Source organism: Arthrobacter sp. Y3222053 (genome assembly GCF_059092805.1).
This window is the reverse complement of the sequence record NZ_JBNHIA010000003.1, coordinates 129,597-148,515: the sequence shown is the minus strand read 5'-3', so window position 1 is coordinate 148,515 and position 18,919 is coordinate 129,597. Positions and strand designations below refer to the sequence as shown.

The following is an 18,919-nucleotide window of genomic DNA, read 5'->3' as shown; positions in this document are numbered from 1 at the left end:
GGCGCCCTCTGCCACGGCGCAGTGGCAGCGGAAACCCAAACCGGCAGCGATCCGGCACCGGGCAGCCCCAGTGGAAGCGCTAGATGGTGACGGAACCGTGGCCGGTTTCGAAGGTCACGGACATGATGCCAGGGGTGCCGGCGGGCGCGATCCAGGTGACATCGACGTTTTCCAGCGGTTCGCCCACCGGGCTGCCCAGCCACTCGGTAACCCGGGCAGCGGAACCGGCGATGGTCAGGGAGTTCAGCTTCACCTTGCCCGGCATGCCGGGAATGGCGTTGGAGGGGTGCAGGTCCTCGGTGCCGTCGTCCCAGCGGAGCATGTAGGGCACCTGGGGGTCGGCGATCAGCCCGTTGATGCCGATCTGCCGCCAGGTGAGCTCCCGCCCGTCAGGGAACTTGCGGTTGCCCGGAACGGACGCCCGGCCCAGCCGCTCCTCGAAGGGGGCGAGATCTTCGACCCCCACGCACCAGCCCATCCACCCGCCGCCGTTCTCGGAGCGGGCCCGCACGGCCTGGCCGAAAGGCGCCTTGTCCGAAGCGGGGTGGTTGAGGACCTCAACAACCTCCACGTACTGGTGGTTGGCGAGGGGGAGGATCATGTTCCGTGTGCCAAAGCGGGGATGGATTCCGCCCTTCACAAAGTCGGCGCCCAGCGCCTCGGCGATCCTCTCCGTGGTGGCCAGCAGGCCGTCGGATTCACAGGCATAAGAGACATGATCCAAACGCATGGCGTCATTGTGGCACGTTGTGTTCCATACCACGAATAAGGCTCGCCTTACCCGAATTTCGGACCAGGAGGGCCCGAAAATAGTACGCAGGCTTCCTAATGTCGATGGGTTGTGTAGTCTCCGCCCGGCACGGGCGGGAGCGGCCGGAAGAACGACGGCGGAGCCTCCTCCCGGTGCAGGGAGACCGGCGTGCCCTGCCGGTCACCGAAGGACACATGGTTGCACCGGCCCGGCAGCCCTGTTTTCATAGTGGGCAGGTCATGAGTGCCAGCACGAAGCCCCGGCTTGCTGGCCGGCAACCCTCCAACCGCGGTGGGGTGCCCCGGGTGAAGACCAGGCCCGGCGCCACAAGGCGTCCGGCAAGCGCGGGTCCCGTTCCCGTCGCCTCCTTCGGCGTACGCCGGCACGGGGCGTCAGCGGGCGGGCCCCCTGGAACCTAGGGAGTGACAGTGTCCAGCGACTGGTCCTTCGAAACACGTCAGATCCATGCCGGGCAGACGGCCGACGCCGCCACGGGGGCGCGTGCCCTGCCCATCTACCAGACCACCTCGTTCGTCTTCCCAAGCGCGGAGTCGGCTGCGAACCGGTTCGCGCTCGCGGAGCTGGAACCGATCTATACCCGCATCGGCAATCCCACCCAGGAAGCGGTCGAGAACCGGATCGCCTCGCTCGAGGGCGGCGTCGGCGCGCTGCTGCTCGCCTCCGGCCAGGCGGCCGAAACCTTCGCGATCCTCAACCTGGCGCAGGCCGGCGACCACATCGTGGCAAGCCCCAGCCTGTACGGCGGCACCTACAACCTCTTCAAGCACACGCTGAAGAAGTTCGGCATCGACACCACGTTCGTCGCCAACCCCGACGACCTGGAGCAGTGGCGGGCTGCCGTCCGTCCGAACACCAAGGCCTTCTTCGGCGAGGTGGTCTCCAATCCGCGCCAGGACGTGCTGGACCTGGAGGGCATCAGCGCGGTGGCCCACGAGGCCGGAGTGCCGCTGATCGTGGACAACACGCTCTCGACGCCGTACCTGATCCGCCCGATCGAATGGGGCGCCGACATCGTGGTGCACTCGGCCACCAAGTACCTCGGGGGCCACGGCACCGCGATCGCGGGCGCCATCGTGGACTCGGGCAACTTCGACTTCGCCGCCGATCCGGAGAAGTTCCCCGGATTCAACACCCCGGACGAAAGCTACAACGGGCTGGTGTACGCCCGGGACCTGGGGGTGGGCAGTCCGCTCGGCGCGAACCTCGCCTACATCCTCAAGGCCCGCGTCCAGCTGCTGCGCGACCTTGGCTCCGCCGTCTCGCCGTTCAACGCCTTCCTCATCTCGCAGGGCCTGGAGACCCTCAGCCTGCGCATGGAACGGCACGTGCAGAACGCCGCCGCCGTCTCCCGCTGGCTGGAAGGGCACGACGACGTCGAGTCGGTGGCCTATGCGGGCCTGGAATCCAGCCCCTGGTATGAGCGCGGCCTGAAGTACGGCCCGCGGGGCACCGGCGCCATCGTGTCCTTCGAAATCGCCGGGGGAGTGGAGGCCGGGAAGCGGTTCGTTGACGCCTTGGAGCTGCACTCGCATGTGGCCAACGTCGGGGACGTGCGCTCGCTGGTGATCCATCCCGCGTCGACCACGCACAGCCAGCTCGGCGCCGAGGCGCAGCTGGCAGCCGGGGTGAGCCCCGGGCTGGTGCGGCTCGCCGTCGGGCTGGAACACATCGACGACATCCTCGCGGACCTCGACGCCGGCTTCCGTGCCGCGAAGGCGGCCCGGTGACGGCCACGACCTCCTGGCCCCAGGCCCCGTCCCGGGACCTGCCCCCGGGCGACGGCGTGCTGCAGCAGGTTTCGATCGGCTCCCTGGATCTGGAAACCGGCGGGTACCTGCCCGACGTCGTCCTCGGGTACGAGACCTGGGGCACCCTCAATGCGGACGCCTCCAACGCCGTCCTGGTGCCGCACGCGCTCACCGGCAGCACGCACGTCGCACAGGGCGACAGCGACGAACCGGGCTGGTGGGACCCGCTGGTGGGTCCCGGCCGCACCGTGGACACCGACCGGTTCTTCGTGGTCTCGGTGAACATGGTGGGCGGCTGCTACGGCTCCACCGGCCCGGCCAGCGCGGCGCCGGACGGCCGGCCCTGGGGCTCACGGTTCCCGTTCGTCACGATCCGCGACGCAGTGCGGGCGGAGGCGCGGCTGGCGGACCTGCTCGGCATCGGACGCTGGCACGCGGTGCTCGGCGGATCCCTGGGCGGTGCCCGTGCCCTGGAGTGGGCGGTGACGGAACCTGAGCGGGTGGCCCGCTGCGCCGTCATCGCCGCCACCGCCGCCAGCACCGCTGAGCAGATCGCGTTCGCGCAGGCGCAGGTGCAGGCCATCCGCCTGGACCCGCTGTTCAACGACGGCGACTACTACGACGGCGCGCCGCCGACGGCGGGCCTGGGCCTGGCCCGGCGGATCGCGCACATCACCTACCGGTCCGAGGCCGAGCTGGAGTACCGGTTCGGGAGGGCGCCGCAGCCGGGGGAGGAGCCGCTGGGCGGGCCCCGGCCCGCCGACCGCGGGCGCTACCAGGTGGAGAGCTACCTTGACCACCAGGCCCGCAAGCTCGTGGACCGCTTTGACGCCAACAGCTACCTGGTGCTGACCGAGGCGCTGATGAGCCACGACGTCACCCGGGGGCGGGGCAGCCTGGCCGAGGCGGTGGCCGGGTGCACAGCGGAGTTCTTCATTGCCGCCGTTGATTCGGACCGGCTGTACTTTCCGGAGCAGTCGCAGCGCCTGGCCGAGGCCCTGCCGGGATCGCCGCCGGTGCACCTGATCAGCGCGCCGATCGGCCACGACGGGTTCCTCACCGATGTGCACCAGGTCGCCGGGACGCTGCGCGGAACCTTCTTCGCCTGAGGTCCGCGCTGACCGGGCCCCGGCTCAGCCGCCGAGGGGCCCTGCCGCCTCGCCGGAGCCGGGGGGCGTTCCTTCGCCGAAGATGGGTCCGGCGTCGGGTCGTTTGGCGGCAATGCCGTCGCCGGAGGAGCGGCCCCGGACCCGCCGTACCACCCACGGCATCAGATGCTCGCGCGCCCAGACCAGGTCTTCGGTGCGCGCCGTGCGCCAGTTCTTCGGCGGCAGGGGCTTGGTCTCCAGGGGCTCCAGATGGTGCGGAACGCCGAGGGACTCCAGTGCCATGGCGGCAATGGTGTGGTGGCCCAGCGGTGAGAAGTGCAGCCGGTCCGGGGCCCACATGCGGGGATCGGCGAGGGCCTGCAGAGCCCACATGTCAGCGATCACCGCGTCGTGGCGGGCTGCGACCGTGCGCAGGTTCTCGTTGTAGATGGCCACCCGGCCGCGAACGCTGCCCAGGACCGGAGTGTTGCCGATGTCCGGCCCGGTGAAGAGCAGCACCGTCGCGCCGGATCCGCGCAGGGCGGCCACGGTCTCGTCCATGCGCTCGGCGAGCCGATCGGGATCACCGCCGGGGCGGATGACGTCGTTGCCTCCGGCGCAGATGCTCACGAGGTCCGGTTTCAGGTCGAGCGCCGGCTGCAGCTGCTCGGCGACGATCTGGGCCAGCAGCCGCCCGCGGATGGCCAGGTTGGCATAGGCGAAGTCCGGATGGTCAGCCGCCAGTTCCTCCGCGACGCGGTCCGCCCAGCCGCGGTGGCCGCCGGGGCTCTCCGGACTGGGGTCCCCGATACCTTCGGTGAAGGAGTCACCCAGGGCGACATACCGGTGCCACGGATGGGCGACGGCGCCGCCGGCGGACGGCTCGGAGGCGGCGGGGGTCTCTTCTGCGGGCAGATCGGGATGTTCAGTCACGGGGCCCATCCTGCCAAGCCGGCAACGGTTCCGCTAATGCCGGTTTATTCTCCGCGCCCGTCTCCTGCCAGAATGCGATCATGACTGAACGTGCTCCCTGGAATCCCGTCGTGCTCTGGTCGAAGCCTGAAAGCGAGCGTGCCGGCACCCCGCTGCTGGTGCTGTTCCACGGCTACCTGGCCAACGAGGAGGACCTGATGGGCCTGGCGGATTACCTGCCGGGCGACTTCACGATTGCCTCCGTCCGCGCTCCGCAGGCGCTGGGACCGGGCTACACCTGGTTCCCGCTGATGCATGAGCCGGACTTTTCCCTGCAGCGGGTGGTCGACGCCGTGTCCGACGTCGACGGCTGGCTCCAGCAGGTGCGCGGGCAGCACCCGAGCGTGAGCCTGCTCGGCTTCTCCATGGGCATGGCGGTGGCCAGCACGCTGCTGCGGCACCGGCCCGCGGACTACGCCGCCGTCGTCGGGCTCTCCGGCTTCGTGCTGCCGGCCGGGGAAGACCCGTTCTTCCACGACGCCGAGCTCGCCTCCCGCGGGGTGCCGTTCTTCTGGGGGCGGGACCAGGCGGATCCCGTGATCGACCAGCCGCGCATCGAATTCACGAACGAGTGGCTGAACGGCCACACTGCGCTGACCAAGGTCCTCTACGCGAACATGGGCCACTCGATCAACATGCAGGAACTCGGGCACGTGCGGGAGTTCCTCACCCACACGGTGCTGCGCGGCGCCGGTACCAGGGAAGGCGCGGACTCCTAGGACACGCCGTCGGCGACGATCCGCACGGACTCGCCGTTGGCGCTGACGACGTCGCCCGGGTGCAGCTGCCGCCCGCGACGCTCCTCGATGACGCCGTTGACCTGAACCAGCCCGTTGTCGATGAACTCCTTCGCCTGGGTGCCGTCCTCGGCGAGGTTGGCGAGCTTGAGCAGCTGGCCCAGGCGGATCATGTCATCACGGATGGGCAGGTCGATCGGTTCAGGGGTAGGCATGGAACCATTCTGCCGCACCCGCCCGCCTGCCGGCGCGGACCGGTGCCGCCCTGTCTGCACGGACCGGCGCCGGTCACCTAGGCTGGGGCGGTGAAGACGAGGGTGCCCACGGGAATCTGGCTGGTGCTGGCGGTGCTGGCCGGCATGGCCATGCCGGCCCAGGCGCGCGCCAACGGGGCGCTCGCCGGCCGGATGGGGGACAGCGTCGGCGCGGCCCTGGCAAGCATCCTGGTGGGCCTGGCCTGCATCGTTGCGGTGTGCCTGGTGCTGCCGGCGGGCCGGGCCGGGGCGGCGCGGATCCTGCCCGCCCTGCGGGAGGGACGGTTTCCGCGCTGGTACGTGCTGGCCGGCACCGTCGGCGGCCTGTTCGTGCTTTCGCAGTCCCTGACCGTCGCCACCCTGGGCGTGGCGGTCTTCACCGTCGCCGCCGTGGCCGGGCAGACCCTCACCGGCCTGCTGGTGGACCGGCTCGGCATGGGACCGGGCGGGCGGCGCCGGATCACTGTCCTGCGCACCGCCGCCGCGCTGCTCACCCTTGCCGCCGTGGCCTGGGCGGTCAGCCCCGGGTTCGACGCCGCCGCCGGCTGGTCCCTGCTGCTGCCGGTGCTGCTGCCGCTCACAGCCGGGATGCTCATCAGCTTCCAGCAGGCCATGAACGGCACCTCCACCCTGCACTACGGCACGCCGCTCGCGGCCACCCTGGTCAACCTGGTGGCCGGCACCACCGTCCTGCTGCTGGCCTGGCTGGTCAAGGCGGCAGTGGCTGGGACGGCCGGCCCGCTGCCGGGGGAGTGGTACCTGTACATCGGCGGCCCGCTGGGCGTCATCTACGTGGGCATGGCCGCCGTGCTGGTGCGCCCGCTCGGTGTCCTGCTGACCGGCCTGGCGATGATCGCCGGGCAGCTGATCGGCTCCCTGCTGCTGGACCTCGTCCTGCCGGCACCGGGGTCCACCGTGGTTGCGGCGACCGTACTCGGGACCGCCTTGACCCTCGTGGCCATCGTCGTGGCCACGCTGCCCTGGAACACGCCCGGCCTGAAGCGGGCCGGCGCCGGCGCCGACGCCGGCACCGGACAGCGCCGGTAACCGGCTTTCGCGGCGCGGACCGTAAGCTGGTACCAATAGAGCTTTGCCCGCTGAACGCCTGGCGCTGCACCCGATCCGGTTGCGGTGCGACGGCGCGGCGGGCCCACGCGCGGACCGCACCCAGCGGCCTGCACAGACACGAAAGAACGGGTACCACTTCATGGCTTCGACCAAGTCCAAACTCGATTCCATCATTTCCTTGGCCAAGCGCCGCGGGTTTGTTTTCCAGTCGGGTGAGATTTACGGCGGGTCGCGGTCCGCGTGGGACTACGGTCCCCTCGGCGTGGAGCTGAAGGAAAACATCAAGAAGCAGTGGTGGCAGCACATGGTCCGCGGCCGCGAGGACGTCGTCGGCCTGGACTCCTCGGTGATCCTGCCCCGGCAGGTCTGGGAGGCCTCCGGCCACGTCGAGGTCTTCTCCGACCCGCTGGTGGAGTGCCTGAGCTGCCACAAGCGCTACCGCGCCGACCACCTCGAAGAGGCCTACGAGGAGAAGAAGGGCCATGCGCCCGAGAACGGCCTGGCCGACATCGCCTGCGCCAACTGCGGCACCAAGGGCCAGTGGACCGAGCCGCAGGAGTTCTCGGGCCTGCTCAAGACCTTCCTCGGCCCGGTGGCCAACGAGGAGGGCCTGCACTACCTGCGCCCCGAAACCGCGCAGGGCATCTTCGTGAACTTCAACAACGTGCTCACCACATCGCGCAAGAAGCCGCCGTTCGGCATCGGCCAGATCGGCAAGAGCTTCCGCAACGAGATCACGCCGGGCAACTTCATCTTCCGCACCCGCGAGTTCGAGCAGATGGAAATGGAGTTCTTCGTCGAGCCGGGGACCGATGAGGAATGGCACAAGTACTGGATCGAGAACCGGTTCAACTGGTACGTGGACCTGGGCATCAACCCGGATAACCTGCGCCTGTTCGAGCACCCGCTGGAGAAGCTGAGCCACTACTCCAAGGGCACCACCGACGTCGAGTACCGCTTCGGTTTCCAGGGCTCCGAGTGGGGCGAGCTGGAAGGCATCGCCAACCGCACCGACTTCGACCTGGGCACGCACTCCAAGCACTCCGGCACCGACCTGAGCTACTTCAACCAGGCCACCAACGAGCGGTTCACCCCGTACGTGATCGAGCCCGCCGCCGGCCTGACCCGCTCCTTCATGGCGTTCCTGGTGGACGCGTACACCGAGGACGAGGCGCCCAACGCCAAGGGCGGCGTCGACAAGCGCACCGTGCTGCGCCTGGATCCGCGCCTGGCCCCGGTCAAGGCCGCCGTGCTGCCGCTGTCCCGCAACGAGGACCTCTCGCCCAAGGCCAAGGAGCTGGCCGCCCGCCTGCGCCGCACCTGGAACATCGACTTCGACGACGCCGGGGCCATCGGCCGCCGCTACCGCCGCCAGGACGAGATCGGCACCCCGTTCTGCATCACCGTGGACTTCGACACGCTCGAGGACCAGGCCGTCACCGTCCGCGAACGCGACACCATGTCGCAGGAGCGGGTCAGCCTGGACAAGGTCGAGGGCTACCTGGCCGCACGGCTGATCGGCGCCTGATGTCCCTGCAGTACCGCGAATGGCGCGAAGACGACGACCTGGCGCTGCTGCAGCTCTGGGGCGACCCGGAGACGCCGCAGGCAGCCCAGTTCCGGGCCATGCTGCGGCCGTCCTCGAACGAGCCCTGGAGCCGCTGCATCGTGGCTGAGGACGACGGCGTGCCGGTGGCGGCCGGCGTCGTCTACGAAACCAGCCTGCATCCGGACCGGCTCTGGGCCTATGTGGAGGTCGCCCGGGACAACCGGCGTGCCGGCCTCGGCTCCACCCTGCTGGCGATGCTGCGCCGCGAGGCCGAGGGCGCGCCGTCGGGCGCCCGGAAGCTGCGGGCCAAAGTGGAGCCCGGCTCCGCCGCCGAGGCCTTCGCCCGCGCCGCCGGGCTGGCCGAGATCCAGCGCTCCCGCGTGGTGGTGCTGGAGGCAGGGCGAATCAAGCTGCCGGTCTTCCAGGACGACGCCGGCCCGCAGCTGGAGGAGGCCGCCACCGGATCGGTGGAGCTGACCCGCGCCGTGGCCGACTTCTACAACGCCGTCCACGGCTGGGACCGGGCGGAGATGAGCGTGGGCCGGGCGCAGCAGATGCTGCTCGGCGACGCCGCGGGCGCCTCCGGCGCGGTGGTCCTGCGGGACCGGCCGGGCCGGGAGGGCGGGAAGATCGCCGCGTTCGCCATCAGCTACACGCACGAGCGCACGGACGATCCGGCGGACGTGCTGGTCGGCTACGACACGACGCTGCCGCCGTCCGAGGCCGAGGCCGCACTGGAATCGCTGCTGGCCATGCTGGCCCACCAGTACCCGGTGCAGCTCGAGGTCGACGGGTCGATGACCGCCCTGGCCGGGCTGGTGGAGCGCCTCGAACAGTTCGGGGCCGCCCGCCAGGCCGGAGAAGCGACGCTGATCCTCAGCGACTAGGCAGTAACCCGGCCGACCGGCCGGCAGCAACGGAAACGGGTCCGTGCGCAGGCATGTGCACGGACCCCCTCCCTGAAGGGACCTGATGGGACACTCGCACGGCAACCACGCCCCGCCCACCGCCCAGGCCGCCGCGGCCCGACGCCGCGCCAACCTGCTGCTGGCCTGGATCCTGGTGCCGCTGGGCGTGCTGGCCGCCGTCGGGATGCTGCTGCTTTGGCCCTCCGGGGACCGCAGCAACGTGAGCATCAGCGATCCCTACGCCACCGCGGCGGGAGTCACGTTCGACACCGGCACTGTCCAGCGGGCGGTGCGTGAAGCCTGCCCGTCCTCCCAGGCGCTGGTCGACGCCGGCGGCACGGCGCAGGAATGCCAGGTCGCCTACGTGCAGCCGGATCTGGGCGGGGAACAGGTGGCCGTGGAGATGCCGCCCGAGGTCGCCAAGACCGGCGCCCTGGATGCGGGCGACAAGATCCGCTACCTGAACCTCGCCGGCCTGACCGAAACCGGCGGCGCGCCGCCCTACATCTTCGTGGACTTCGTCCGCACCATGCCGATCGCCCTGCTGGCCGCCGTCTACGCGCTGGTGGTGATCGCCGTCGCACGCTGGCGCGGGTTCCGCGCCCTGCTGGGCCTGGGCGGCGCCTACGCGGTCATGGCCTGGTTCATCCTGCCTGGACTGGTGGAGGGCAAGCCGCCGCTGCTGCTGGGCCTGGTGGGCTCCTCGGTGATCATGATCGGCGTGCTGTACTTCGCCCACGGCTTCTCCGCGCGGACCTCCACGGCCCTGCTCGGCACGCTGTTCGGGCTGGGCACGACGGCGCTGCTCGCAGCCTGGGCCACCGACGCGTCGAACCTGGTGGGCGTGGATAACGAGAACGCGTACACGCTGATCAATGCCTCCGACAGCCTCTCCATCTCGGGCATCATCCTCTGCGGACTGATCATCTCCGGCCTGGGCGTGCTCAACGACGTCACCATCACCCAGTCCTCGGCGGTGTGGGAGATGTACGAGCTGGCGCCGCGGGCCAGCGCGCGGCGGCTCTTCAGCGGGGCCATGCGGCTTGGCCGGGACCACATCGCCTCCACCGTCTACACCATCGCCTTTGCTTACGCCGGAGCCGCGCTGCCTGTGCTGATCCTGGTCTCGCTCTATGACCGGCCGTTCCTGCAGACCCTCACCGGCGGGGAGCTGGCCGAGGAAGTGATCCGCACCCTGGTCGGCTCCATTGGCCTGGTCCTGGCGATTCCGGTGACCACCGCCATTGCCGTCCTTGTGGTCAAGGCCGTCGGCCTGCGCGGCGGCCCCGCGGTCGCCACCGAGGCGGGCGAGCCGGGGGAGCACGGGCCACTGACGGGCCACACGCACGACGGCGGCGCCGGCACCGGCACCGGCGCCGACACTCCCGCTGTCTCCCTCACCGCGGAGGTACCCGCACCGCAGACATCGCGGGTGCACACTTCCGGCGCCGCGCCGGCCCCTGACACAGCCCCGGCCCGGGGGCGCCGCGCGTCCGGCCGCCGCGCTGCCGGACGGCCACCCGCCCCGCCCGAATAGCCCTCCTATGCAGGTGCCGCCATGCCGGAGGGACCGGCCGGCGTCGTGTCCCCGCCCTCCGAGGTCGCTGCCACCCTGCGCGCCGGCTGCCATTTTGTGCACCGGCTGCCACTGCGTTCCGGCAGCACGCGCCCAAACCGGCAGCGGGATCCGGGCCGGGCCCGGCGCCGCGCCCCCGGCCCGCATCGACGCGTCCCGGGCGGCCGCGTCCACAGGCGTGGCGCGGATTTGCACCGGCTTGCGAGAATGGACGGGTGAGCGTTTCAACCCCTGATCTCAAGCTTGAGCTGCCCCCGCTGACGCTGGGCCCGCTCACCGTGGACACGCCGGTGATCCTGGCACCCATGGCCGGCATCACCAACAAGGCCTTCCGGCGGCTGTGCCGCGAATACGGCGGCGGGCTGTACGTCACCGAGATGGTGACCTCCCGCGCCCTGGTGGAACGTTCCCCGGAATCCATGCGGATCATCGAGCACGACGACGACGAGTCCATCCGCTCGGTGCAGCTCTACGGCGTGGACCCCGTGACGGTCGGCGCAGCCGTGCGGCTGCTGGTCGAAGAGGACCGGGCCGATCACATCGACCTGAACTTCGGCTGCCCGGTGCCCAAGGTCACCCGCAAGGGCGGCGGCTCCGCGCTGCCGTGGAAGCTGGACCTGTTCAGCGCCATCGTGCAGACCGCGGTCCGCGAGGCATCCAAGGGCAACGTGCCGCTGACCATCAAGATGCGCAAGGGCATCGACGACGAGCACCTGACCTTCCGCGAGGCCGGAAAGATCGCCCGAGACGCCGGCGTGGCCGCCGTCGCCCTCCACGGCCGCACCGCCTCGCAGTTCTACTCCGGCAAGGCCGACTGGAACGCCATCGCCGAGCTGCGTGAGGCCCTGCCCGACATCCCGGTGCTGGGCAACGGCGATATCTGGTCCGCCGAGGACGCCGTACGCATGGTGGAGCAGACCGGCGTCGACGGCGTCGTCATCGGCCGCGGCTGCCAGGGCCGGCCGTGGCTGTTCGGCGACCTGCAGGCCGCCTTCGAGGGCCGCTCCGACCGGCACCGGCCCGGACTGGGCGAGGTCGCCGAAAGCGTCTACCGGCACGCCGAGCTGCTGGTGGAGACCTTCGGCGACGAGGTCGTGGCCCTGCGCGACATCCGCAAGCACATGGCCTGGTACTTCAAGGGCTACGTGGTGGGCGGGGACCTGCGGGCTAAGCTGGCAACCGTGCCCACCCTGGCCGTCCTGCGCGAGCTGCTCGACCAGCTCGACGCGCAGGCGCCCTACCCCGGGGCGGACGCCGAAGGCCCCCGCGGCCGGGCCGGAACCCCCAAGAAGACAGCGCTGCCCGAGGGCTGGCTGGACGGACGCGAGCTGAACGGCGCCCAGAAGGCCATGATCTCGGCGGCCGAACTCGACGTATCAGGCGGCTAAAGAGCAGATGACACTTCCGCAGGCTGTGCAGACCGACGGCTACCAGGACGTGGACCTCGAACGCTGGGTCCAGGAACCGGCCAAGAACACCAACCGGACGCAGTTCGGGCGTGACCGCGCCCGGGTGCTGCATTCCTCCGCCCTGCGCCGGCTCGGAGCCAAGACGCAGGTCGTCGCCCCCGACACGGACGACTTCGTCCGCACCCGGCTGACGCACAGCCTGGAGGTGGCGCAGGTGGGCCGCGAGCTGGGCAACGCGCTCGGCTGCGACCCCGACGTCGTCGACGCCGCCTGCCTCTCGCACGACCTCGGGCACCCGCCCTTCGGGCACAACGGCGAGACGGCGCTGAACGACATCGCCCACGCCATCGGCGGGTTCGAAGGCAACGCCCAGACGCTGCGCCTGCTCACCCGGCTCGAACCCAAGATCGTGGCCCCGGACGGCACTCCCGCCGGGCTGAACCTCACCCGCGCCAGCCTCGACGCAGCCTGCAAGTATCCGTGGTCGATGGCCGACGCGCCCCTGGTCAACGGCCGCCGGACCACCAAGTTCGGTGCCTACGAGGACGACCTGCCGGTCTTCCGCTGGCTGCGCGACGGGGCCCCCGACGGCCGCTCGTGCATCGAGGCCCAGGTGATGGACCTCTCAGACGACATTTCCTACTCGGTGCACGACGTCGAAGACGCGATCGTGGCCGGGCACGTGCAGCTGAAGTGGCTGGACAACCCCGACCAGCGCGCCCGCGTCGTCGGCTACACGCAGCAGTGGTACCTGCCCGGCACCGACGCCGCGGCCATAGACGCCGCCCTGGCCCGGCTGGAGGCCACGCCCGTCTGGGTGCGGGAATCCGACGGCAGCCGCCGGGCGATGGCCGCGCTGAAGGACATGACCAGCCAGCTGATCGGCCGGTTCTGCAACAGTGCGCTCACCGCCACACGCGCCGTGTACGGCCCGCAGCGGCTCACCCGCTACGCCGCTGAAATCGTGGTCCCGGAGGAGACGGCGCTGGAGATCGCCGTCATGAAGGGCCTGGCCACGACCTTCGTGATCACCACCGGCCAGCGCCAGCCGCTGTACGAGCGCCAGCGGGAGGTCCTCGCGGCCCTGGTGGCGCAGCTGGCGGCGACCGGCGACCGGCACCTGGATCCGATGTTCGCCGCGGACTGGCGGGCGGCGGGCGACGACGACCAGCGGCTGCGCGTGGTCATCGACCAGGTGGCGTCGCTGACCGACGCCTCGGCGCTGGCCCTGCACGAGCGTCTTGTGGGCCCGGTGCCCTCGCTGTGGTGACCGCCGTCGCGCCGGCAGCGGGACTGCGCGCTGCGGGCATAAGGTAGTAGGCATGGCCGGACTGATCAAACGCGAAGACATCGATGAGGTCCGGGCCCGCACCGACATCAAGGCCGTGGTGGACGGCTACGTGACCCTGAAGTCGGCCGGCATCGGTTCCTTCAAGGGGCTCTGCCCCTTCCACGACGAACGCTCGCCCTCGTTCCACGTGCGGCCCCAGGTGGGGACGTACCACTGCTTCGGCTGCGGGGAGAGCGGCGACGTCATCTCCTTTGTCCAGAAGATGGACCACACCTCGTTCGCCGAGACGGTGGAGAAACTGGCTTCCCGGATCGGCTTCGAGCTGCGCTACGAGGACGGCGGCACGGGCCCGCGCCGCGAGGAGACCGGCCGCCGGCAGCGGTTGCTGGATGCGCACAAGGTGGCGGCCGAGTTCTTCGCCGCGCAGCTGCGCACCCCGGCCGCCGCCACGGCGCAGAACTTCCTCCAGGAACGCGGGTTCAGCCCCGCCGCCGCAGCACACTTCGGTGTCGGCTACGCCCCGCAGGGCTGGGACTCGCTGCTCAAGCACCTCTCCGGCAAGGGCTTCACCCGGGATGAGCTGAAGCTCACCGGCATGTTCTCCACCGGCTCCGACGAATCGCGGTTCTATGACCGGTTCCGCGGCCGGCTGATCTGGCCCATCCGGGACATCACCGGCTCGGTGATCGGCTTCGGCGCCCGAAAACTGTTCGAGGACGACCAGGGTCCGAAGTACCTGAACACCCCGGAGACCCCGCTCTACAAGAAATCCCAGGTGCTCTACGGCATCGACCTCGCCAAGCGGGAGATCGCCCGCGGGCGGCAGGTGGTCGTCGTCGAGGGCTACACCGACGTGATGGCCTGCCATCTGGCCGGGATCAAGACGGCGGTCGCCACCTGCGGCACCGCCTTCGGCGGGGACCACATCAAGATCGTGCGCCGGCTGCTCTCCGACGACGGCACCGGGGGAGAGGTGGTGTTTACCTTCGACGGCGACGCCGCGGGCCAGAAGGCCGCGCTCAAGGCCTTTGACGAGGACCAGAAGTTCGTGGCGCAGACCTACGTGGCGGTCGATGCCGAGGGCATGGACCCATGCGACATCCGGATCAAGCGCGGCGACGCGGCCGTCGCCGAACTGATCTCCTCGCGCCGCCCGCTCTTCGAGTTCGCCATCCGCTCCACCCTCAAGCGCTTCGACCTGAACACCGTGGAGGGCCGGGTGCAGGCTCTGCGCGCCTCCGCGCCGCTGGTGGCGGACATCCGCGACCCCGCCATGCGTCCGGCCTACGCGCGGGAGCTGGCCGGCTGGCTGGGCAGTGACATCGACGACGTGATGCGGGCCGTCAACGCCGCCGTCCGCCGCGCACGGGAGGGCGGCCAGGGGGCGGAATCCGGCGGAGCGGCGTCGGGCCGCGGCGGCCGACACCGCCAGCCTGAGCCTGCTCCCGAGCCGATGCCGGAACCGGCGTTCTCCCGCCCCGATCCACGGGACCCGGTGGCGAGGATGGAGCGGCAGGCGCTGGAGGTGGTGCTGCAGCATCCCGGACTGCTCGACGCCGGGCAGTGGGAACGGTTCAAAGCCGCCAAGTTCACGGTTCCGGCCTACCTGGCCGTGCACAACGCCGTCCGCGCGGCCGGCGACACCGGAGTGCCGCCGGCGCAGTGGGTGGAGCAGGTGCGCCAGGAGCTGCCTGACGCCCTGCGCGCCCTGGTCAGCGAACTGGCGGTCACGCCCATTCCGGCCCGCGACGACGAGGCGCTGTGGCAGTACTGCCGGGACATCCTCAACCGCCTCTTCGAACTGCAGGTGACCCACCTGAAGGCCGAGAAGCTGGGGCAGCTGCAGCGGCTGGACCCGGCCGCTGATCCGGCCCTGTTCCAGCAGCTCAACCGCGAACTGATGGAGCTGGAGATGCAGCGCCGCGCCCTGCGCGGAGACATGTGACCGACCCGACACCGTGGGAACCCCTGCACGGCGGGTTTCGATTTCGTTCCGGCCCGAAACCTGCTGTAGAGTAGAGCCCGTTGCTTTCCCCCGTAGCTCAATTGGCAGAGCATTCGACTGTTAATCGAAGGGTTACTGGTTCGAGTCCAGTCGGGGGAGCGGATAGAGGCCCTGATCAGGCGTTATGCCTGATCAGGGCCTCTTTTTATCCGTCCGCGGCGCTCTCGTGGCACTCCCTCCGGCGCTCCGCGGGCGGCCGCACGGGCACTGCGGAGGCTGCTCCGGAACGGGATCGAGCCGATTCGCCTGCCGGCCCGAACTAGGGTAAAGTAGAGCGCGCTGCTTTCCCCCGTAGCTCAATTGGCAGAGCATTCGACTGTTAATCGAAGGGTTACTGGTTCGAGTCCAGTCGGGGGAGCGAACAGGACCTCCGTGGGTACGCCCACGGAGGTCTTTTTTATGCCCCGGCGGCGCGCTGTCCGTGACGGCGTCCGGTCCGGGCGGTTGTTCGCGGGCCCCGGATTCCCTAGACTGGCGGCGGCGGAGCTCCGAGGCCGGCCGCGACCAAACCCCGCGGCCCGACCGGCACCTCCGCCGGGCACGCCTATCCTGTTGCCTTCCCGGTCCGGTCTTTTCCCGGACGTCCGCTGCTGCGCCCCGCGAATCCCGCGGCCCGCCGGCGGTTCCCTGGACCATCCAGCAGGAGCATTCAATGACTTCCATTCCCTCTGCTTCCATCTCCTCCGCTGCCATCGGCGAGCAGGAAATTTTCGCCGCGCACGAGGGCGGCAAGCTGAGCGTCGAGCCGAAGATGCCGCTTGATACGACCCGTGCCCTGTCGATCGCCTATACCCCGGGCGTCGCCCAGGTCTCCCGCGCCATTGCCGCTGAGCCGGAAAAGGCCGCCACCCACACCTGGGCCTCCCGGCTGGTCGTGGTGGTCTCCGACGGCACCGCCGTCCTGGGCCTGGGCGATATCGGCCCCGCCGCGTCCCTGCCGGTCATGGAGGGCAAGGCCGCCCTGTTCAAGACCTTCGGCGGCCTGGATTCGATTCCCCTGGTGCTCAACACCACCGACGTGGACGAGATCATCGAAACACTCATCCGGCTGCGCCCCAGCTACGGTGCCGTCAACCTCGAGGACATCTCCGCCCCGCGCTGCTTCGAGCTCGAAACGCGGCTGATCGAGGCCCTCGACTGCCCCGTGATGCACGATGACCAGCACGGCACCGCGATCGTGGTACTGGCGGCGCTGCAGAACGCCTTCAGACTGACCGGGCGCGACGCCGGCGCGCAGCGCGTGGTCATTTCCGGCGCCGGAGCCGCCGGGGTCGCGTGCGCCAACATCCTGCTCGAGGCGGGCATCACCGATGTAACCGTCCTGGATTCGAAGGGGATTGTCTCCGCCGGCCGCGACGGCGTCACCGGGGTCAAGGCCGGCCTGGCTGCCCGCACCAACCCGCGCGGACTCACCGGCGGCCCGGCGGAGGCCCTAGCCGGAGCGGACGTCTTCATCGGCGTCTCCTCCGGCACCGTGCCCGAAGAGCTGCTGGCCACGATGGCCGACGACGCCGTCATCTTCGCCCTCTCCAACCCGGACCCGGAGGTGCATCCCGACGTCGCCGCGCGGCATGCCGCCGTCGTCGCCACCGGGCGCAGCGATTTTCCCAACCAAATCAACAATGTCCTGGCCTTTCCCGGGGTCTTCCGGGGCGCCCTGGACAGCGGTGCCCGCCGGATCACCGCCGCCATGAAGGTCGCGGCGGCCGGAGCGATCGCTGAGCTGGTGGGGGAGCAGCTGCGGGCCGATTACATCGTGCCCAGCCCCCTGGACCCGCGGGTGGCTCCCGCGGTCGCCGCTGCGGTGGCGGCAGCCGCGGACGGCTGACGGAGGGAGGGCGCGCCCCGAGGGGCGGCGCGCAGAGCAGCGGGGCAGGGCGGCGGCGTCCTGCTCCGCAGCCGTGCCGGCCGGGCACCGCAGGCGGTGAAACAGGGCGGCGTTCTTCCGCCCGCTGCTAAGGCTGCTTAGGGTAACCCGTAGGCTTAAGCGTCACTATCAGCACAAACTGAAAACGAGGAACCGCCGATGGGCGCTCACACTCCAGAGCCGGCACGCGGGGAACCCCAAAAGGTCGCCCACCCCGCCAAAGTCATTGCGGTCACCGTCGCAGCAGCCGTCGGCGGCCTGCTGTTCGGCTTCGACACCGCCGTCATCAACGGCGCAGTGGACGCCATCGGGGAGGAATTCAGCCTCAGCCCCGGCGTCCTCGGTTTTACCGTCGCCATCACCCTCCTCGGGTGCGCCGTGGGCGCCTGGTTCGCCGGCCAGCTCGCGGATCGGATCGGCCGGAAAAAGGTCATGGTCGGCGCGGCCGTCCTCTTCGCGGTCAACTCGATCGGCTCCGCCTACGCCTTCTCGGAATGGGACCTGATGCTGTGGCGCCTGGTCGGCGGCCTGGCCATCGGCACCGCCTCCGTCATCGCCCCCGGGTACATCGCTGAAATCGCGCCGTCCAAGTGGCGCGGAGCGCTGGGATCGGTGCAGCAGCTGGCCATCACGCTCGGCATCTTCGCCGCCCTGCTCTCGGATGCCTGGCTGGCGAATGCGGCCGGCGGAGCGCTCGGGGAGCTGTGGTGGGGGCTGCCGGCCTGGCGCTGGATGCTGCTGGTCGGCATCGTCCCCGCCGTGATCTACGGCATCCTGGGGCTGACCATTCCCGAGTCGCCCCAGTACCTGGTCCGGCGTGATGAAGACGCAGCGGCGGCGAGGGTGCTCCGGGACGTCTCCGGGGTGCAGGACACCGACCGCAAAATCGCCGACCTCCGGAAGTCCTTCACCACGAAGAAGGCCACGTTCGCGGACCTGCGCGGCCCGAGCCTGGGCCTGCAGCCCATCCTCTGGGTAGGCATGGCCATCGCCGCCTTCCAGCAGCTGGTCGGCATCAACGCGATTTTCTACTACTCCACCACGCTGTGGCAGTCGGTGGGCTTCAGCGAGGAGGATTCCTTCACGACGTCGGTGATCACCTCCGTCGTCAACGTCCTGATGACCCTGGTCGCCATCGCCTTCGTGGACCGGGTCGGCCGGCGGCTGCTGCTGATGATCGGTTCGGCCGGCATGTTCGCGGGCCTGCTGGCGGCCACCGTCTCGTTTGCGCAGGCGGAGACCTTCAACGGCGAGATCACCCTTCCAGGCATCTGGGGTCCCGTCGCCCTGATCGGCGCCAACCTGTTCGTGGTTTTCTTCGCCGCCACCTGGGGACCGATCATGTGGGTCACCCTCGGCGAGGTGTTCCCGAACAACATCCGTTCCCTGGCCCTCGGCCTCGGCGCAATGGTCAACTGGATCTTCAACTTCATCGTCACCCTGTCCTTCCCCTGGGTGTCCGAGAACTTCGGGGTCTGGATCATGTACGCGCTCTTCAGCCTGTTCGCCCTGATGTCCTTCTGGTTCGTCAAGACCAGGCTCCCGGAGCTGTCGGGCCGCGAGCTGGAGGACCGGCGCGGTCTTGAAACCGCCTAGGAGCCCCGAGGGCCGCCGGGAAGGCTGCGCCCGGGTGGTAATGATGAGGACAATGGTAATTTTGGGTAATGGCTACGGT

At 70.1% G+C, this 18,919-nt stretch carries 15 protein-coding genes, 2 tRNA genes and 1 riboswitch; of the genes, 14 read left to right on the top strand and 3 right to left on the bottom strand.

The genetic code is table 11. The features are described from left to right. Window positions 1-79 precede the first annotated feature (79 nt). Window positions 80-730, bottom strand: a complete 651-nt coding sequence (locus tag AC5RUW_RS08785; protein ID WP_494160342.1) for a VOC family protein — start codon at window positions 728-730, stop codon at window positions 80-82. A 256-nt stretch (window positions 731-986) separates the two neighbouring features. Next, a riboswitch (SAM riboswitch) is annotated at window positions 987-1,102 on the top strand. 77 nt (window positions 1,103-1,179) lie between these two features. Between AC5RUW_RS08785 and AC5RUW_RS08780 the strand changes: the two genes are divergently transcribed. Both AC5RUW_RS08780 and metX read left to right on the top strand, forming a co-directional pair. Then, window positions 1,180-2,499, top strand: coding sequence for a bifunctional o-acetylhomoserine/o-acetylserine sulfhydrylase (locus AC5RUW_RS08780; protein ID WP_494160341.1), 1,320 nt, complete (start codon window positions 1,180-1,182; stop codon window positions 2,497-2,499). Next, on the top strand, window positions 2,496-3,629 hold the full coding sequence (metX, locus tag AC5RUW_RS08775) for a homoserine O-acetyltransferase MetX (RefSeq protein ID WP_494160340.1): 1,134 nt from the start codon (window positions 2,496-2,498) through the stop codon (window positions 3,627-3,629). The genes AC5RUW_RS08780 and metX overlap by 4 nt, the downstream gene beginning before the upstream one ends. A 24-nt stretch (window positions 3,630-3,653) precedes the next feature. Here the strand turns inward: metX and AC5RUW_RS08770 are convergent, their stop codons facing one another. Continuing rightward, the gene (locus AC5RUW_RS08770; protein ID WP_494160339.1) at window positions 3,654-4,550 is read right to left on the bottom strand and encodes an SGNH/GDSL hydrolase family protein; all 897 of its coding nucleotides are present in this window, start codon (window positions 4,548-4,550) and stop codon (window positions 3,654-3,656) included. Window positions 4,551-4,621: 71 nt separating this feature from the next. Here AC5RUW_RS08770 and AC5RUW_RS08765 point away from each other — a divergent pair, with 71 nt between their 5' ends. Further along, entirely contained in the window at window positions 4,622-5,299 is a 678-nt protein-coding gene (locus AC5RUW_RS08765) for an alpha/beta hydrolase (RefSeq protein WP_494160338.1), read from the top strand. On the opposite strand, the gene AC5RUW_RS08760 is transcribed toward AC5RUW_RS08765, so the two are convergent. Continuing rightward, window positions 5,296-5,532 carry an RNA-binding S4 domain-containing protein gene (locus tag AC5RUW_RS08760; protein WP_494007546.1) on the bottom strand — a complete coding sequence of 79 codons (237 nt, stop codon included), beginning with the start codon at window positions 5,530-5,532 and terminating at the stop codon, window positions 5,296-5,298. The two genes, AC5RUW_RS08765 and AC5RUW_RS08760, sit on opposite strands and share 4 nt — an antisense overlap. A 90-nt stretch (window positions 5,533-5,622) precedes the next feature. On the opposite strand from AC5RUW_RS08760, the gene AC5RUW_RS08755 reads away from it, so the two are divergent. From AC5RUW_RS08755 to AC5RUW_RS08705, 11 genes are all read left to right on the top strand, one after another. Further along, window positions 5,623-6,618 carry a DMT family transporter gene (locus tag AC5RUW_RS08755; protein ID WP_494160337.1) on the top strand — a complete coding sequence of 332 codons (996 nt, stop codon included), beginning with the start codon at window positions 5,623-5,625 and terminating at the stop codon, window positions 6,616-6,618. 160 nt (window positions 6,619-6,778) lie between these two features. Next, window positions 6,779-8,167 carry a glycine--tRNA ligase gene (locus AC5RUW_RS08750; RefSeq protein ID WP_494007544.1) on the top strand — a complete coding sequence of 463 codons (1,389 nt, stop codon included), beginning with the start codon at window positions 6,779-6,781 and terminating at the stop codon, window positions 8,165-8,167. After that, window positions 8,167-9,075 (top strand): GNAT family N-acetyltransferase, encoded by a 909-nt coding sequence (locus AC5RUW_RS08745; RefSeq protein ID WP_494160336.1) that lies wholly within the window; start codon window positions 8,167-8,169, stop codon window positions 9,073-9,075. The genes AC5RUW_RS08750 and AC5RUW_RS08745 overlap by 1 nt, the downstream gene beginning before the upstream one ends. Before the next feature lie 85 nt (window positions 9,076-9,160). Then, window positions 9,161-10,633 carry a YibE/F family protein gene (locus AC5RUW_RS08740; protein ID WP_494160335.1) on the top strand — a complete coding sequence of 491 codons (1,473 nt, stop codon included), beginning with the start codon at window positions 9,161-9,163 and terminating at the stop codon, window positions 10,631-10,633. 254 nt (window positions 10,634-10,887) lie between these two features. Further along, window positions 10,888-12,060 carry a tRNA dihydrouridine synthase DusB gene (dusB, locus tag AC5RUW_RS08735; RefSeq protein ID WP_494160334.1) on the top strand — a complete coding sequence of 391 codons (1,173 nt, stop codon included), beginning with the start codon at window positions 10,888-10,890 and terminating at the stop codon, window positions 12,058-12,060. 7 nt (window positions 12,061-12,067) lie between these two features. Beyond that, window positions 12,068-13,351 carry a deoxyguanosinetriphosphate triphosphohydrolase gene (locus AC5RUW_RS08730; RefSeq protein ID WP_494160333.1) on the top strand — a complete coding sequence of 428 codons (1,284 nt, stop codon included), beginning with the start codon at window positions 12,068-12,070 and terminating at the stop codon, window positions 13,349-13,351. A gap of 52 nt (window positions 13,352-13,403) precedes the next feature. Further along, on the top strand, window positions 13,404-15,317 hold the full coding sequence (gene dnaG, locus AC5RUW_RS08725) for a DNA primase (protein ID WP_494160332.1): 1,914 nt from the start codon (window positions 13,404-13,406) through the stop codon (window positions 15,315-15,317). 86 nt (window positions 15,318-15,403) lie between these two features. Then, a tRNA-Asn gene (locus AC5RUW_RS08720) sits at window positions 15,404-15,476 on the top strand. A 186-nt stretch (window positions 15,477-15,662) separates the two neighbouring features. Then, window positions 15,663-15,735, top strand: a tRNA-Asn gene (locus tag AC5RUW_RS08715). A 294-nt stretch (window positions 15,736-16,029) separates the two neighbouring features. Further along, window positions 16,030-17,205: an NAD(P)-dependent malic enzyme gene (locus tag AC5RUW_RS08710; RefSeq protein WP_494160331.1), complete on the top strand. Its 1,176-nt coding sequence runs from the start codon at window positions 16,030-16,032 to the stop codon at window positions 17,203-17,205. Window positions 17,206-17,403: 198 nt separating this feature from the next. Then, window positions 17,404-18,840, top strand: coding sequence for a sugar porter family MFS transporter (locus AC5RUW_RS08705; protein WP_494160330.1), 1,437 nt, complete (start codon window positions 17,404-17,406; stop codon window positions 18,838-18,840). The last annotated feature ends 79 nt before the right edge of the window (window positions 18,841-18,919 follow it).

Bases quoted from the DNA above. Each gene is read 5' to 3' on its own strand.
- AC5RUW_RS08785 (WP_494160342.1), bottom strand. From the start codon at position 730: ATGCGTTTGGATCATGTCTCTTATGCCTGTGAATCCGACGGCCTGCTG.
- AC5RUW_RS08770 (WP_494160339.1), bottom strand. From the start codon at position 4,550: ATGGGCCCCGTGACTGAACATCCCGATCTGCCCGCAGAAGAGACCCCC.
- AC5RUW_RS08765 (WP_494160338.1), top strand. From the start codon at position 4,622: ATGACTGAACGTGCTCCCTGGAATCCCGTCGTGCTCTGGTCGAAGCCT.
- AC5RUW_RS08760 (WP_494007546.1), bottom strand. From the start codon at position 5,532: ATGCCTACCCCTGAACCGATCGACCTGCCCATCCGTGATGACATGATC.
- AC5RUW_RS08750 (WP_494007544.1), top strand. From the start codon at position 6,779: ATGGCTTCGACCAAGTCCAAACTCGATTCCATCATTTCCTTGGCCAAG.
- AC5RUW_RS08745 (WP_494160336.1), top strand. From the start codon at position 8,167: ATGTCCCTGCAGTACCGCGAATGGCGCGAAGACGACGACCTGGCGCTG.
- AC5RUW_RS08740 (WP_494160335.1), top strand. From the start codon at position 9,161: ATGGGACACTCGCACGGCAACCACGCCCCGCCCACCGCCCAGGCCGCC.
- AC5RUW_RS08730 (WP_494160333.1), top strand. From the start codon at position 12,068: ATGACACTTCCGCAGGCTGTGCAGACCGACGGCTACCAGGACGTGGAC.
- dnaG (WP_494160332.1), top strand. From the start codon at position 13,404: ATGGCCGGACTGATCAAACGCGAAGACATCGATGAGGTCCGGGCCCGC.
- AC5RUW_RS08710 (WP_494160331.1), top strand. From the start codon at position 16,030: ATGACTTCCATTCCCTCTGCTTCCATCTCCTCCGCTGCCATCGGCGAG.
- AC5RUW_RS08705 (WP_494160330.1), top strand. From the start codon at position 17,404: ATGGGCGCTCACACTCCAGAGCCGGCACGCGGGGAACCCCAAAAGGTC.